At 28.8% G+C, this 15,106-nt stretch carries 13 protein-coding genes; all 13 read left to right on the plus strand.

Annotation, left to right across the window (positions count from 1 at the left end):
- The first annotated feature begins 5 nt into the window (after positions 1 to 5).
- The 13 genes from AC3E9W_RS12015 (at position 6) to AC3E9W_RS12075 (ending at position 15,007) form a co-directional block, all read left to right on the plus strand.
- Positions 6 to 1,115, plus strand: a complete 1,110-nt coding sequence (locus tag AC3E9W_RS12015) for an acyltransferase family protein (RefSeq protein WP_488768520.1) — start codon at positions 6 to 8, stop codon at positions 1,113 to 1,115.
- Between the two features lie 52 nt (positions 1,116 to 1,167).
- Entirely contained in the window at positions 1,168 to 2,298 is a 1,131-nt protein-coding gene (neuC, locus tag AC3E9W_RS12020) for a UDP-N-acetylglucosamine 2-epimerase (RefSeq protein WP_488768521.1), read from the plus strand.
- On the plus strand, positions 2,295 to 3,200 hold the full coding sequence (locus tag AC3E9W_RS12025; RefSeq protein ID WP_488768522.1) for an alpha-1,2-fucosyltransferase: 906 nt from the start codon (positions 2,295 to 2,297) through the stop codon (positions 3,198 to 3,200). Before neuC ends, AC3E9W_RS12025 begins: the two co-directional genes overlap by 4 nt.
- A 4-nt stretch (positions 3,201 to 3,204) precedes the next feature.
- Positions 3,205 to 4,593, plus strand: coding sequence for a UDP-glycosyltransferase (locus AC3E9W_RS12030; protein WP_488768523.1), 1,389 nt, complete (start codon positions 3,205 to 3,207; stop codon positions 4,591 to 4,593).
- 41 nt (positions 4,594 to 4,634) lie between these two features.
- On the plus strand, positions 4,635 to 6,068 hold the full coding sequence (locus AC3E9W_RS12035) for an MBOAT family O-acyltransferase (protein WP_488768524.1): 1,434 nt from the start codon (positions 4,635 to 4,637) through the stop codon (positions 6,066 to 6,068).
- Positions 6,068 to 6,949 carry a hypothetical protein gene (locus AC3E9W_RS12040; RefSeq protein WP_488768525.1) on the plus strand — a complete coding sequence of 294 codons (882 nt, stop codon included), beginning with the start codon at positions 6,068 to 6,070 and terminating at the stop codon, positions 6,947 to 6,949. The genes AC3E9W_RS12035 and AC3E9W_RS12040 overlap by 1 nt, the downstream gene beginning before the upstream one ends.
- A 239-nt stretch (positions 6,950 to 7,188) precedes the next feature.
- A complete protein-coding gene (locus AC3E9W_RS12045) occupies positions 7,189 to 7,863 on the plus strand; it encodes a hypothetical protein (RefSeq protein WP_488768526.1) in 675 nt (224 codons plus the stop codon).
- Positions 7,860 to 9,017, plus strand: a complete 1,158-nt coding sequence (locus AC3E9W_RS12050) for a glycosyltransferase family 4 protein (protein ID WP_488768527.1) — start codon at positions 7,860 to 7,862, stop codon at positions 9,015 to 9,017. Before AC3E9W_RS12045 ends, AC3E9W_RS12050 begins: the two co-directional genes overlap by 4 nt.
- Positions 9,017 to 10,555, plus strand: a complete 1,539-nt coding sequence (locus AC3E9W_RS12055) for a glycosyltransferase family 2 protein (protein WP_488768528.1) — start codon at positions 9,017 to 9,019, stop codon at positions 10,553 to 10,555. The genes AC3E9W_RS12050 and AC3E9W_RS12055 overlap by 1 nt, the downstream gene beginning before the upstream one ends.
- A 16-nt stretch (positions 10,556 to 10,571) precedes the next feature.
- Positions 10,572 to 12,191, plus strand: coding sequence for a hypothetical protein (locus AC3E9W_RS12060; RefSeq protein WP_488768529.1), 1,620 nt, complete (start codon positions 10,572 to 10,574; stop codon positions 12,189 to 12,191).
- Complete coding sequence (locus AC3E9W_RS12065; protein ID WP_488768530.1) at positions 12,191 to 13,261, plus strand: lipid II:glycine glycyltransferase FemX; 1,071 nt, start codon at positions 12,191 to 12,193, stop codon at positions 13,259 to 13,261. Before AC3E9W_RS12060 ends, AC3E9W_RS12065 begins: the two co-directional genes overlap by 1 nt.
- Positions 13,258 to 13,998, plus strand: a complete 741-nt coding sequence (locus AC3E9W_RS12070; protein ID WP_488768531.1) for a class I SAM-dependent methyltransferase — start codon at positions 13,258 to 13,260, stop codon at positions 13,996 to 13,998. The genes AC3E9W_RS12065 and AC3E9W_RS12070 overlap by 4 nt, the downstream gene beginning before the upstream one ends.
- A gap of 7 nt (positions 13,999 to 14,005) precedes the next feature.
- A complete protein-coding gene (locus AC3E9W_RS12075; protein ID WP_488768532.1) occupies positions 14,006 to 15,007 on the plus strand; it encodes a glycosyltransferase family 2 protein in 1,002 nt (333 codons plus the stop codon).
- Positions 15,008 to 15,106: the final 99 nt, after the last annotated feature.

Genomic DNA, 15,106 nt, shown 5'->3' on the forward strand with positions numbered 1-15,106 from the left:
TCATTTTGAAACAAAATATTCGACTACGAGAGCTTGATTTTTTGAGGGGAATCGCTATTATTCTTGTTTTACTTCGCCATCAACCCTTATTTGCTTTTACAACAAAAATGGGATGGATCGGTGTTGATCTCTTTTTTGTGTTAAGTGGATTTCTTGTTTCAGGATTATTATTTAGAGAATATTTAAAATTTGGCAATATAAAGGTTGGTTTGTTTTTAATAAGAAGAGGGTTTAAAATCTATCCAATATATTATCTAACATATATTTTATATCTCACTCCCAAATTAATAAAACATCAATTTGAATATAAAGGACTTTTTGCAGACCTCTTTTTTTTACAGAATTATCTTTATGGATGGGGCTATGCTTATATACCTAGCTGGTCATTAGCAGTAGAAGAGCACTTTTATATAAGTTTTGCTTTATTGTTATGGCTAGGTATTAAGTACAATTATATAAATTTGAAATTAAATACTAAAGGCAAAATAAATAAGATAGAATTTTTACTCTTGCTAGTTTTAGTTCTCTGCTTGGTTGGCAGGATAATTAGCAATATATTCTTTGAAGGGAATGGAGACAAAAATTTTACAATGACACATTTACGAGTAGATTCCTTATTGGCTGGTTGTTTTGTTTCATATCTATATTATTTTAAAAAAGAAAAATTAGTGTTGTTTTTTAATTCATATAAAAAAGTTTTAATTTTTTTTGCATTTGCAATTCTTTTATTCACCCCTTTTAAAGATTTTGAAGATTCTATATTTGTAAGTACAATTGGCTTTACATCATTGTATATTTCATTTGGAATTATATTAATATACTTTATAACAGATGAAAATATAAATGCTAAATTAAATTCAATTTTTTCAAACGGAATAGTAAATATTATTAGCAAAATTGGTTTTTCCTCCTACAGCATTTACATCATTCATGGTTTTGTGAATTTTATATTTGCTTTGATAAATAGTTTTATTTTAAACTATTATTTAAATCAAACTGCAATTTTTATTATTACAACAATAGTGAGTGTTATAACGGGAATAATCATGACACTTTATATAGAGCAATATTTTTTAAATTACAGAGAAAAATACTATCCTAATAGAGTTAAATGAATGTATGAGTAAATATTTGTTTAATTTCTTTTAGGTTAATTTACATTTTTAGATGAAAAAAGTCCTTTTTCTTACTGGTACTCGAGCTGATTTCGGAAAAATAAAATCCTTGATTTCAACTTTAGAGGAGCAAAACAATTTTGAAGTTTTTGTTTTTGTTACGGGTATGCACCTGCAGGAGGTATATGGTTATACATTAATCGAAATTGAGCGATGCAATTTTAAAAATGTGTTTACATTTCAAAACCATACCCATGAAACCACTATGGATTTGACATTAGCAAAAACTATTGAAGGATTGTCATGTTATTGTAAGACCATTCAGCCAGATATGATTGTTGTGCATGGTGATCGGGTCGAAACACTTGCAGGAGCAATTGTTGGTTCACTTAATAACATTTTAGTAGCACATATTGAAGGAGGAGAAGTCTCGGGTACTGTTGATGAGTTAATTCGTCATAGCGTTAGTAAATTAAGCCATATACACTTTGTTTCTAATAAACAGGCAGCTATGAGGCTTATTCAGATGGGAGAAGTTAAGGAGTCTATTTTTACTATTGGATCCCCAGATATTGACATTATGTTTTCAGATCAATTGCCCGATTTAGAAACTGCTAAAAAATATTATAATATCGATTTTGAAAATTATGCTATTTTGATGTTTCATCCAGTAACGACTGAAATTAGTAAGATGGAAAAGTATGCAGAAATTTTTGTAAAATCTCTTTTAGATGATAATCATAATTACATTGTAATTTTTCCTAATAATGATCTTGGTAGCCAATTTATTCTTAAAGCTTATAAAAAACTGGATAAAAATTCAAGATTTAGAGTGTTTCCCTCACTTCGTTTTGAGTACTTTCTGACTCTTCTAAAAAATAGTCAATTTATAATTGGTAACAGTAGTGCTGGAATTCGAGAAGCTCCATATTATGGAATCCCAATTATTAATATTGGTACAAGACAACAAAACAGGTCTATTCATGCAGATATAATTAATACTGATTATAGTGAAACAAGTATAAAGGAAGCCCTTGAAATAATAGATTCGCATAAAATTCAAAGTGTGGAAGATGATTTTGGAGAAGGAAATAGCAATCAGTTATTTTTAGATTGTTTGCAAAAGTCAGATATTTGGCAGCTAAATCATCAAAAGCAATTTAGAGATATAACCCAAAAATGATAACATTTTCTAAGCTTGGAAATAAAGGAAATCTTGGAAATCAATTATTTCAAGTCGCTTCAACTATTGGTATTGGAGAAAAGTACGGGCACAAATACGGTTTTCCAAATTGGGGCTTTTCTCAGTATTTTAAGAATCCAATTCCTTTTTTACAAATAGATAATTCTTTTGAACACATAAAAGAGAAAACATATAATCATTACGAATGGAATTTAGACCAAGGAAATTACGATCTTGATGGATGGCTTCAATCTGAAAAATACTTCGATATAAAAAAAACAAAAGAAGTTTTTAGGTTTGAAGATTTTGCAAATGAATTGTACTTAAAATTCGATTATCTTTTTGCAAAAAAAACAATTTTAGTATCTGTCAGAAGAGGAGATTTTGTAAAACATCCCTATTATTATCAGTTGTCGCACTTATATTATTTAAAGGCAATTATAAAAAATTTTCCAGACTGGAGAGATCGCCAAATAATTTTTACCAGTGATGATATAAATTATTGCAAGTATCATTTTTCATTTTTGAAAAATATTTTTTTTGCAGAAAACTTATCTGCGATAGAACAATTGGTTTTGGGATCAAAATGTGATGATTTTGTCATTAGTAATTCAACTTTTTCTTGGTGGACAGCTTGGTTAGGCGAAAAAGAGAACTCAAAAGTTGTAAGACCTCTAAAAAATTTTAGAGGTGCTTTTGCTAAAAAAAACATAGATGTTGATTACTTTCCCGAAAGATGGATTAGCTTTGACGACAGAAATGAAAGCCTTGAAAAAAAATATTTAGTTTTCCAAATTAGAGGTTTTGTTTATGAGTTTTTAATTGGAACGAAAATAATGTTCGGACAAAAAAAAAGTAGACTAAAAAAAAGAATAAAAAATGTATTCGTCAATAAGAATTAACTAAATGCCTCGAAAAAAAATATTTATTTTATTGCCAGATGGAGTAGGACTTAGAAACTTTGCTTTTTCTGATTTTTATCAATTAGGAAAAGATTTTAATATTGTTTATTGGAATAATACTCCTTTTGATTTGTCATCCCTTGGTTTTAATGAAATTAAAATTAAAAATGCAAAATCAAATCCATTAGCAGATAGTTATAAAAATGCCCGAAAACATATTGAGCTTAATCTAAATATTAAGTCAGAAAATGATAAAGTATATGATTCGTATCGTTTTCCTTTTTCATATAAAAAAATAAAACCTGCCCTCAAAAATTTACTTACAAATTTTTTGATTTTTACACATTCTTCACAAAGAGGCGTGTATAAAATTCGCGAAAAAATAAAAAAAATAGAGCAAAGCACGAGCTACTATAAACAATGTTTAGAGACTTTGAGAGTAGAAAAACCAGATTTAGTTTTTTGTACCAATCAGCGCCCTGTTTTAGCAATTGCGCCCTTGCTAGCTGCAAAAAAAATAGGAATTCCAACGGCAACATTTATTTTTTCATGGGATAATTTGCCAAAGGCCACCATGGTGGTAGAAACAGATTTTTACTTTGTTTGGAGTGAACATATGAAAAGTGAGCTTTTAAAGTATTACCCAGAAATTTTGGCAAGTCAGATTTTTGTAACGGGTACTCCGCAGTTTGAAAGTCACTTTGATAAATCTAAATTACTTACAAAAATAGATTTTTTTGGCAAATATAGTCTTGACCTAAATAAAAAATATATTTGCTATTCTGGGGACGATTTTACAACTTGTCCTGACGATCCCCAGTATCTTGCTGATGTGGCTGATGCAGTCCGCAAATTAAACAATGAAGGAAATCAGTTAGGAATTATTTTCAGACGTTGTCCAGTAGATTTTTCAGATAGATATGATTCTGTTCTTGAAAAAAATAAGGATATAATTATGCCAATTGCGCCTATATGGAAAAAAATTGGAGAAGACTGGAATACTATTTTACCAACAACTGAAGATGTTGATTTGCAAGTAAATACAATTCATTATACAGAAATGGTTGTAAATTTGGGATCATCTATGGTTTTTGATTATGTAGCGCATAAAAAGCCATGTGCTTTTATCAATTATGATGTTTCTAATAAAATAAACAAGAATTGGTCAGTTTCCAAAATATACAACTATGTGCATTTTCGTTCAATGCCAAATAAAAATTCTGTTTTGTGGCTTAATTCTGTGAATGAAATAAAAGAAAAAATAAAAGAAGGTTTAGAGCAACCCGTTGATACAATTTCAAATGCCCAAAAATGGTTTGAAATTATCAATCTGCATCCACCAGAAAAAGCTTCAGCTAGAATATGGAACGCCATAAAAGAAATAATGAGCTAATTTTTTCTGGTTTAAATTTTTATCAAATTTTTTAATGTAATATGTTTTTTAACTCCTTAGCATTTGCTGTTTTTTTACCAATTGTTTTTTTTCTGTATTGGTTTGTATTCAATAAAACAAAAAATACACAAAATGCATTATTAATTGTTGCTAGTTATTATTTTTATTCCTGTTGGGACTGGAGATTCCTTTTTTTACTAGTTTTTTCTACTTTTTTGGATTATTACACTGGAATTCAAATTGAAAAAGGAAAGTCAGAAAGTAATAGAAAATTCTGGTTTTGGCTAAGTATTATTATCAACTTGGGTTTTTTAGGAGTTTTTAAATATTACAATTTCTTTGCAACTTCGTTTGCTCAAATGTTTTCTTCTTTTGGTTTTAAAGTAAGTCCGTTTTTATTGGATGTTATTTTGCCTGTTGGAATTTCATTTTACACTTTTCATGGTTTATCTTATGTAATTGACATATATTACAAAAGAATAAAAGCAGAATATAATTTTATCGATTATTCCTTGTTCGTAAGCTATTTTCCTCTTTTAGTTGCAGGACCAATAGAAAGAGCAACACATTTATTACCAGAACTAAAGGAAAAACGTGAATTTGATTTTGAAAAAGCAAAAGAAGGTGTTTGTCAAATTGTTTGGGGCTTAGTTAAAAAAGTGGTCATTGCAGACACTTGCGCAGTATACGCCAATGCTATTTTTGATCATTATCCTTCAATGAATTCCTTTTCATTGATTCTGGGAGCAATTTATTTTGCATTTCAGATTTATGGAGATTTTTCAGGATATTCGGACATTGCGCTTGGAGTTTCCAAATTATTTGGTTTAGAATTATTAACTAACTTTAATTATCCTTATTTTTCTAGGGATATTGCGGAGTTTTGGCGTCGTTGGCATATTTCACTTTCTTCGTGGTTTCGTGATTATTTATACATTCCGTTAGGAGGCAGTAAAGGAGGATTGTGGATTAAGATCAGAAATACATTTATTATTTTTATTGTTAGCGGATTTTGGCATGGAGCCAATTGGACTTATATTGTTTGGGGACTTATAAATGCAGTTTATTTTCTTCCTTTGTTATTGTCTAATAGTAATAGGAACAATATGGATTGTATTACTTTAAAATGGAATTTAGATTCTATAAAAACACTTTTTAGTATTCTAATTACTTTTTTTATGACTTGTATTGCGTGGGTGTTTTTTAGATCGCGTACAATATCAGATGCTGTTTTATATTTGAAGAGAATAATCACGAATAAAGATTTCAATTTTCAGTATTTAGAAAATGACCGATACAATTTCGAATTACTTCTCATGATTGGCATATTCGTTTTAGTTGAATGGAATAATAAAACTAAAAAAGAACCACTTTCTGGCAAAGGAAATTTAGTGAAATTATCTTTGGCTATTCTTGCAATTCTTGCTTTTGGAACTTATTCGGATTATAAAGAATTTATATATTTCCAGTTCTAATGAAAAGGTTTATAATTTACACAGTCAAAATTATTATTGTTGTTATTGTTGTTGCAATTGCTTTAGATGGCTTGTATACATCAATTTTTATGAGGTCTAAAAATAGGGGCAAAATTGAAACAGTTTTTAATTCTAAGGATCAAAAATATGATATTGTTATTTTAGGCTCTTCTAGAGCAAATAATCATTTTGTTTCGCAAATGTTTGAAGAAAAAGGATTAAAAACGTTTAATTACGGAATGAGTGGCGGACATTTATTTGAGGCTTCATTAATGTTGAAATTAATGATTGAAAGAAAATACGAAATCAAAAATGTAATTCTTGAGGCAGATTTAAATCTTTCTAATGATCAGGAATCCGAAGGTGTGGCAGCAAAGTTTTTACCGTATCTTCATTGTTCAGAAGTTATTAGAGATCAATTTTCTACAGAACCAAATTTTAAAGAGTTATATTATATTCCTTTTTATAGATACATAAAATTCGATTCTAAAATTGGTTTTCGCGAAATTTATAAAATTGCTAAAAATGAAAAAACAAATTCATTAGATAATTTAGGGTTTTATCCATTAGAAAAACATAAAAAAGGCAATATGAAAAACAATATTGTCAATTTAAATCCGCTACCTCACAATAAATATTATGAAGAAATAAAAACAATATGCAAAAAGAATAATATAAAATTTATTGCTGTTATGACTCCAATGTGCGAAAATGTTATTGGAATGAATTATTTTGATAAAGTTAAAAAAGCATATCCTGAAATTCATAATTATGAAAATGTAGTTATTGACGATCAATATTTTTCTTCATGTGGGCATATGACACATCAGGGAGCAAAAATTTTTACAGCACGAATTATTAAAGATTTTTTTAATAAATAGTTTAGCATAAAGCTAGGTATTCTATTACAGATGGATAAATGAAGAAGTTTTTGTTCTACATAGTAAAGATTTTTGTTATTATTATCACTCTTGCAATTGTATTGGACAATATCTATTCGTATGTCTTTCTTCAAAGTAACAAAAGAGATAAAATAGGATTTGTTTATAATTCTAAACCGATAGAATACGATGTTGTAATATTAGGATCTTCGAGAGCAAATAATCATTTCGTGACACAAATGTTTACAGATAAAGGGCTAAAAACATTTAATTTTGGAATGCAAGGTGCTAAAATGTTCGAATCTGATTTGGTCTTAAAATTATTGCTGGAGAAGAATTACAAAATAAAAAATGTAATTATAGATGCCGATGTAACATTAAAATCTGAAAAAAAATCTGATGGGATGTTTTTGAATTTTTTACCATTTTTAAACGAATCAGAAACAGTGAAAGAACACTTTGCAAACGTTGATGATTTTAATAGTTTAAGTTATATTCCGTTTTACAGATACTTAAAGTATGACACAAAAATTGGATTTCGGGAATTTTTGTTTTACGCGTGCAATAAAGCAAGCAAAGAACAGGATCTTGGAGGATATAGTCCTTTACAAATCAATAAAGGAAGAGTAGAAGGTGAAGTTTTAAATTTTCGTCCACATAAAAATAAATATTACGAAGAAATTAAAAGTATTTGTAAATTAAATAATATTAGGCTTATTCCAGTAATGACTCCGATGTGCAAAAATGTTGTGGATAATGATTATTTTAAAAAAGTTAAAAAACTATATCCTGAAATTTATAATTATGAGAGCATTCTTGATGAAGATAAATACTTTTCATCATGTGGTCATATGAATGATGAAGGAGCAAAAATTTTGACCGCACAAATTATTAAAGATTTTTTTAATAGATGAAAATAGCATTTCTTACAGCAGAATATTCCCATCCTAAAGTTGAAAATCAAGCTGGAATTGGAACAAGTATTAAAAATTTGGCAGAAGCTTTAAATGAGTCCGGAAATGAAATAGCAATTTTTGTTTATGGACAAAATGTTCAAGAGATTATTAATGAAGATGGAATAAAAATTCATCTTCTTAAGAATAAAAAATACAAGTTTTTAGGATGGTATTTTCATAGAAAACATATTGAAAAATATTGCAAATCAATTATAAGAAAAGAAAAAATTGAAATTATTGAAGTTCCAGATTGGACAGGTATTACAGCGTTTATGAAATTCAAAATTCCATTGGTAATTCGATTTCATGGTAGTGATACTTACTTTTGTCATTTAGAAAATCGTAAGCAAAAAAAGAAAAATTTTTGGTTCGAAAAATTAGCACTAAAGCATGCAAAAGCATTTATTGCACCGACGAATTTTGCAGGAGAGGTTTCAGAAAAACTTTTTAAAATAAAAGAAAAGGAAATAAAAATTATTCATAATGGTATTGATTTAGAAAAGTTTGAAAATAATTCTCCCGAAAAGTTTGAAAAGAACCTCATTTTATACCTAGGTACTTTGATTAGAAAAAAAGGTGTTTTAGAATTGCCTGCTATTTTCAATAAAGTCAGGAATGTTCTCCCAGAAGCTAAACTGGTCTTAATTGGAGGTGACTCTTTCGATATCAAGACAAATTCTAAATCAACTTGGGAATTAATGAAAGGTTTGTTTACAAAAGATGATTTAAAACAGGTTGATTATCTAGGTAAAATTCCTTATAATGAGATTCAGGACTATATAAAAAAAGCAAATGTCTGCGTATTTCCGACTTTTGCAGAAACTCTAGGAATGGTAACCATAGAAGCAATGGCTATGCAGAAAGCAATTGTAAATAGTAATATTGGCTGGTCTCAAGAACTTCTAATAGATGGAGAGAGTGGCTATCTAGTACACCCTTCAAATCATGATTTGTATGCTGAAAGAATTGTAAGCATTTTGAAAGCAAACGATTTAGCCGTTGAAATTGGAAAAAATGCTCGACAAAGAGTTGAAGATAAGTTTGATATTAACAAACTTGCAAAAGACAATATAACATTTTACTCAAAACTAATATATTCAAATTCGATTTAATGCCAGTTATAATTTATCATCAAAATAATAAGGTTATTGAGGTTGACTTTGAAGGAAAAAGCGTTGATTTTTCTCCTAAGAGACTAGCGGCCAGTTTGTTTCAAATAGCTGAATTATTTTCAGATGAACTTATAATCTGGTGCAGAGTAGATTTGAAATCAAATTTAAATCAATCAGAATTTCAGAATATTTTTCATCATAATAAAATTATGGCATCTTACAATGTATCAGATTGTGAGTTTTTACCAGATACAATTGGTTATGTTGATGAATCTCTATTTTTAAATGTGAAGAGAGATATAAGTTATCCTACGTGGTTAATGAGTAGCGATGTTGGAGGAATTCATGCTTCGGTTTTAAATCTTCTAAAAGACAAAATAAAGTCAGATTCAAATTTTGGCTATTTTTTACATTCAGTTGCTAAATTGGCGATGTTGGGTGGACTTTTATGTTACTCTGAGCCTTTATTAGTTAAAGATTTGTTGCCTAAAGCGAAAGTAAGAGGTGAAAAAAATAATTTTCTGACATTTAAATTTGTAAAGCAACATTATAGAACACGTTGGGTTTTCTTGTTGTTTTTAAATTTGTTAATGTATGAAAAAAGATTTTCACTTATTCCTTTACTAAGATGTTTAGGTTTTAGAAAAAGAACTTTAGGTGAAGATGTATTGGATGGCATAAAAGTTCAATCCAGAAGAAAGGTAATTGATAAAAAGACAATAGATGTAATTATTCCGACAATTGGCAGAAAAGATTATCTATACGATGTCTTAAAAGATTTGTCAAAACAGTCACATCTGCCTATAAATGTAATTATTGTAGAACAAAATCCAGATTTTAATAGTATTTCAGAACTTGATTATTTAAAAAATGAGAATTGGCCGTTCATTATAAAACATATTTTTACACATCAGGCAGGTGCTTGTAATGCCAGAAATTTAGCTTTGGCTGAAGTAACTAGCGAATGGGTTTTCTTAAATGACGACGACAATAGATTTGAATCTGATCTGATTGAAAAAACATTTAAAAATATAGAACAATTCGGGTGTTTGGCTGCACTGACATTTTATCCTGTTACAGATCAAATATTAATTGATAGAAAAATTTCGCAAGCATCGATTTTTGGATCGGGAAATAGTTTTATAAAAACGTCCGCATTAAATAAAGTAAAATTTAACATGAGCCTGGAGTTTGGTTATGGAGAAGATGCTGAGTTTGGTTTGCAATTAAGAAAAATAGGGTATGATGTAATTTATTTTCCAAATTTGGTAATTAATCACCTCAGAGCGCCAATGGGAGGATTTCGAACTAAACCTGTTTTAGCATGGAAAGATGAGCTGATTCAGCCTAAACCTTCACCAACTATAATGTTTTTAAAGTTGAATAATTTTACTCTAAAGCAAATTTTAGGCTATAAAACGGTGCTTTTTTTTAAGTTTTATAAAATGCAGCAAATTAAAAATCCCATAAAATATGTGAATAATTTCATAAGTCAATGGCAATCAAGTGTGTATTGGGCTGAAAAACTTAAACAATAATTTTTTAACCAAAAATATGATAAAGTCAATTTCAGTTAATATAGGTTCCATAAAGCATAATTATGTTTTTGATAGTACTCAGAAATATAAATTGGCTGTTGATGTTACAAAAATAGATTTATTCGATTGTAATTCTTTCGATATAGAAATTGTATTTGAAAAAGAAATCCAAGAATTCAGAAATCATAATTATACTTGGGTAAATTGTAAAGAAAATAGGATTGCTAACGAATTTTGTCCCAAAATTCTAAAACTGAAAAATGGGCAATTGGTTCAATCGAATATTAATACTGGGATATGGGAAGTTAATAAAAAAAAGACTAACGTTTTACTTTGGCGATTTAACCCTGATTTTTCCTCTCCCATCACCAATTATACAGGGAAAAACAATAGTAAGAGCATCACATCTGCGAGAAAAAACTTTTTTTTTCCTGAAATCCCCACGCTTTTATTTCCCAAAGATTATGCAATCGAATTCAGTAGATCGAAACACCCCTTTACAGCAATAATTTGTTTTACAGATCATTGTGATTTTGATACTGATAAAAATTTAGCTCTACAACGAAAATTCTTTAAAGAAAATCAAATAAAGATTACAAAAGGTTTTTTTCTTAATCATTTCTCAAAACGTAAAGATAATGCATCATTTGCAAATGACAAGGAAGAATTATTAAGTTGGCAAAAGGATGGACATGAATTGTGTTACCATTCTCTTTCACAATCAATAAAAGGAGATATTGAAAGTTTTGCTGATTTCAAACAGTTTATTCCGCCATTAAATGACATAAAAGTCTGGATCGATCACGGATATCAGCCCTATAATTTTTCCCTCTTTAAAAAAAACAATTTGACTGATAAAGAGTTTGAGGAAAATTTAAGAGATAAAAATATTCATGTTTTATGGAATTATATAGATTCTGGTACTTCTGCTAAAGGAGTTATAAACCAGTTAAACAACCAACACTTCACTTTAAAGAGTTTTCTAGATGGAAATAAAGATTTAGATGCAATAAAAAGAATTCAGCTAATGATTAAAAACATCATTTTTCATTATTTTAATGATGAAAATATGATCTTAAAATATCAAAAGACAGCGGGAGATTTCAAAAAAATTATCTTTCAAAAAAAAATAAAATTTATTTTTCCTTTTCTAATAAACACTTTTCATCTTGGAGTGTCTATCTTTTCAATAATTTTGTTGTGGAAGTTTGTAAAAAACAAACCTTATAAATTAGCTAAATATACACCGCTTGTTTTTAAACACATTATCGACCAAAAAGAGTTCTATATTTTTCAAACAGTAGAGATGTTAGATTTTAAAAATTCCTTGTGTCAATATAATATAGATTCTTTAATTAATGAAAAAGGTGTTTGTGTTGCTCATACCTACTTTTCGGTTCCAATGAAATATCATAAGGGTAAACTCTTTGCTACTTTCGATAAAATTGATCCAGATGTTTCTCAAAATTTTAAATTATTAAGTTTAAAAGTACAGAATAATGAAATTTGGAATCCTACACTTACGGAGTTAATTGAGTTTTGGAAAGGTTTTGAGCAAACTACTTTAAATATTGATTCTGAAGGTTCATTAACATGGAAAAATAATTTCGGTTTAATCTTTAGAAAGGTTATTTAATGGACATATTTTTTACAAAAGAAAAAGAATGGTTAGATAAATGGGACCAATTTGTTTACCAAAATCCGCTCGGTAATCATTTGGTTTTTTCAGATTGGCTAAAATCATATCAGTCTTACGGTTTTGATTTTGAAATAGGGATATGTCTCATCGATCAAAAAATAGTAGGTGGATATGGTGCTGTAATTGCTAAAATGTCATTTTTTAAATTTTATATTGTTCCGCATGGGCCTATTTCTTCAATAGCGAATACAGATATAATCGGGCTTTTAATTCATAATTTGCAAGCACGTGCTAAAAAAATGAAATGCTGTTATGCGCAATATAGTATTCCATTTACACTCAACAAGACAATTAAGCCTTATTGCTATTCATCAAGCGAAAAAGATAATATAAAGAATAAAGGAAAAGAAGGTAGTTTATTTAAATACGTTTATAGCTCTTACGGTTTAAATTGGCTAGACTTTAATAGTTCAGAAACTTCCGAAGAATTATTGAAGATATTTCCATTACAGCCTCGGCGAAACATTAATCTGGCCTATAGAAACAATTTTGATATTTCATTTGCAGTAACAGAGGATGATTGTCAAGAAGCATATCAATTAATTGAAAAGAACGCCAAGGAAGGTAATTATACTGTAAGAAAATTTGCGGATATAAAAGATACAATTTTAAGTTTAATAGCTCTTAAACGAGCTTTTCTATTAACGGTTAGTCATAAAAATGAATTAAAAGGAGTAGGGCTATTCATTGATAGTGGGGACTACTTGACATATATTTCTGGAGGTACATCAAAAGAAAAGCCGGATTTAAATGTTGGCTACTGCATTCATTGGGAAGCGATAAAAAAATCCTTTGAAATGGGGTATGCAGGATATAATATTTCTATGGGAGGCTCTTACGGCGTACAAAAGTTTAAGGCAAAATTTATGGCTCAATCAATTTTATTTGATGAGCCTCATTATCATTTTGTTCTAAGGCCAACCATTTTCCAACTATATTTGTTTTTAAATGGATATCTTAAAAAAAATAAAGAAAGAATTTCAGTAATTATAAAAAGATTTAAATGAAAATTGAAAATAAAAGTTTTTGGGAAAAACAAGAGATTATAGTTACTCAGGATACATCACCTTTGATTTCTAATTTTGAACAATTTATGTTTGAGAATAGTTTGAAACGTTATTCAAAGTTTGGAAAAATTGCAGAAATAAAGGTATTTGGTTGCGGGACTGGCCGAGAACTTAAAGGTATAGCTGAATATTTTAATCCCGATCTTATCACTGCTTCTGATATATCTGAAAGTATGATTGAAAAATGTAATGAAAATTTAAAAGTTTGGAACATTGATAAAATCACTACTACTTTCACTAGCGATGCTGTAAAATTTAATAAAGTTTATGATAGATTTCAATTAGTAACTATATTGAACAGCATGCTCACTTATGTTCCCTTGAGAAAAGACCGTTTAAAGATTTTTGAAAATGCTCATCAAATTCTTGTTGAAAATGGAGTTGTGATTGGAACTGTACATAATCAAGTAGGCGTTCCTGCCAAAACATTCTATTTTAAACTGAGAAATCTCTTTTCTCTTTTTTTAGGAGAAAAAGTCGGAAATAGAGACACAGGTTTCAAAGGATTTAAGGTTGCGGGCTACTATTATACAAAAAAAGGATTGCTGAAAGATCTGCAACAAACAGGTTTTAGGGACGTAGAGGTTTACTCAATTGAAGATTATTATGTTTTAAATGGTAAAAAATATAATAGAAAGAAAGGTTATAATAATTTAATATTTATAGCGACAAAATAAATTTTTGATGAAATTTTCTTTAATTATTTGTACTTATATGCGTTCCGGAGCATTGCTCAAATTGCTTAATTCAATAAAAAGTCAAAGTAAATACCCAAATGAAATCTTAATTGTTGATGGATCGTTAGATGATAAGACAAAAATAGTTTTGAATGAGAATGTTTTCAAGAATCTAAAATACTACTTTGTTGAAGAAGAGATTCGAGGATTAACTAAACAGCGTAATTTTGGAATTTCTAAGATTGATAAAGAAACAGAAATTGTGTGCTTTTTAGATGATGATACAGTATTGGAATCAGATTATTTTGAAAATCTGTTGCAAACATATGTTTTATATCCAGAAGCGTTAGGTGTTGGAGGATACATTACTAATGAAATTATTTGGGAAAGAATACCAGAAAATTATAAGAGTAATATAAACGAATTTTATTTAGATGGATGGAAACGAAAAGATGGAAGTCGTTTTGTGCTTCGAAAAAAAATGAATTTAGATAGTGATTGTCCACCGGGTTTTTCTCCAAATTTTTCTCATGGCAGAAGTGTAGGTTTTCTGCCTCCTAGCGGAAAAATTTACGAAACAGAGCAGCTAATGGGGGGAGTGTCTTCTTTTAGGAAATCAGTTTTTGAAAAATTTTCATTTTCTACTTATTTTGAAGGTTATGGCTTGTATGAAGACGCAGATTTTACATTGCGGGTTTCAAAGCATGGCAAATTATATTTAAATACAACTGCAAAATTATGTCACTACCATGATCCTGTGGGAAGACCAAATCAATACAAATATGGAAAAATGGTAGTCAGAAACGGCTGGTATGTTTGGAGGGTTAAAAATCCTAATCCAAAAATTATCGATCGACTGAAGTGGAATGCAATTACAATCTTATTGACCTTTATTCGTTTTAGCAATGTTTTTACTGAAAAACACAAAAAAAAAGCTTTAACAGAATCTTTAGGGAGAATTGTTGGGTACGCTAGTTTGTTATTTAATAAGCCAACAATTAAAGTATAAAAGTATATATGGAAATGCTTTTTCCTAGTCATTATTAAAAGTATTTGAGTAAAATTTAGTTTATGAGAACTAAATTTATTTTTAAAATAATAACCCTTG

Source organism: Flavobacterium sp. 38 (assembly GCF_057799715.1).

Bases quoted from the DNA above. Each gene is read 5' to 3' on its own strand.
- neuC (WP_488768521.1), top strand. From the start codon at position 1,168: ATGAAAAAAGTCCTTTTTCTTACTGGTACTCGAGCTGATTTCGGAAAA.
- AC3E9W_RS12025 (WP_488768522.1), top strand. From the start codon at position 2,295: ATGATAACATTTTCTAAGCTTGGAAATAAAGGAAATCTTGGAAATCAA.
- AC3E9W_RS12030 (WP_488768523.1), top strand. From the start codon at position 3,205: ATGCCTCGAAAAAAAATATTTATTTTATTGCCAGATGGAGTAGGACTT.
- AC3E9W_RS12035 (WP_488768524.1), top strand. From the start codon at position 4,635: ATGTTTTTTAACTCCTTAGCATTTGCTGTTTTTTTACCAATTGTTTTT.
- AC3E9W_RS12040 (WP_488768525.1), top strand. From the start codon at position 6,068: ATGAAAAGGTTTATAATTTACACAGTCAAAATTATTATTGTTGTTATT.
- AC3E9W_RS12045 (WP_488768526.1), top strand. From the start codon at position 7,189: ATGTTTACAGATAAAGGGCTAAAAACATTTAATTTTGGAATGCAAGGT.
- AC3E9W_RS12050 (WP_488768527.1), top strand. From the start codon at position 7,860: ATGAAAATAGCATTTCTTACAGCAGAATATTCCCATCCTAAAGTTGAA.
- AC3E9W_RS12055 (WP_488768528.1), top strand. From the start codon at position 9,017: ATGCCAGTTATAATTTATCATCAAAATAATAAGGTTATTGAGGTTGAC.
- AC3E9W_RS12060 (WP_488768529.1), top strand. From the start codon at position 10,572: ATGATAAAGTCAATTTCAGTTAATATAGGTTCCATAAAGCATAATTAT.
- AC3E9W_RS12065 (WP_488768530.1), top strand. From the start codon at position 12,191: ATGGACATATTTTTTACAAAAGAAAAAGAATGGTTAGATAAATGGGAC.
- AC3E9W_RS12070 (WP_488768531.1), top strand. From the start codon at position 13,258: ATGAAAATTGAAAATAAAAGTTTTTGGGAAAAACAAGAGATTATAGTT.
- AC3E9W_RS12075 (WP_488768532.1), top strand. From the start codon at position 14,006: ATGAAATTTTCTTTAATTATTTGTACTTATATGCGTTCCGGAGCATTG.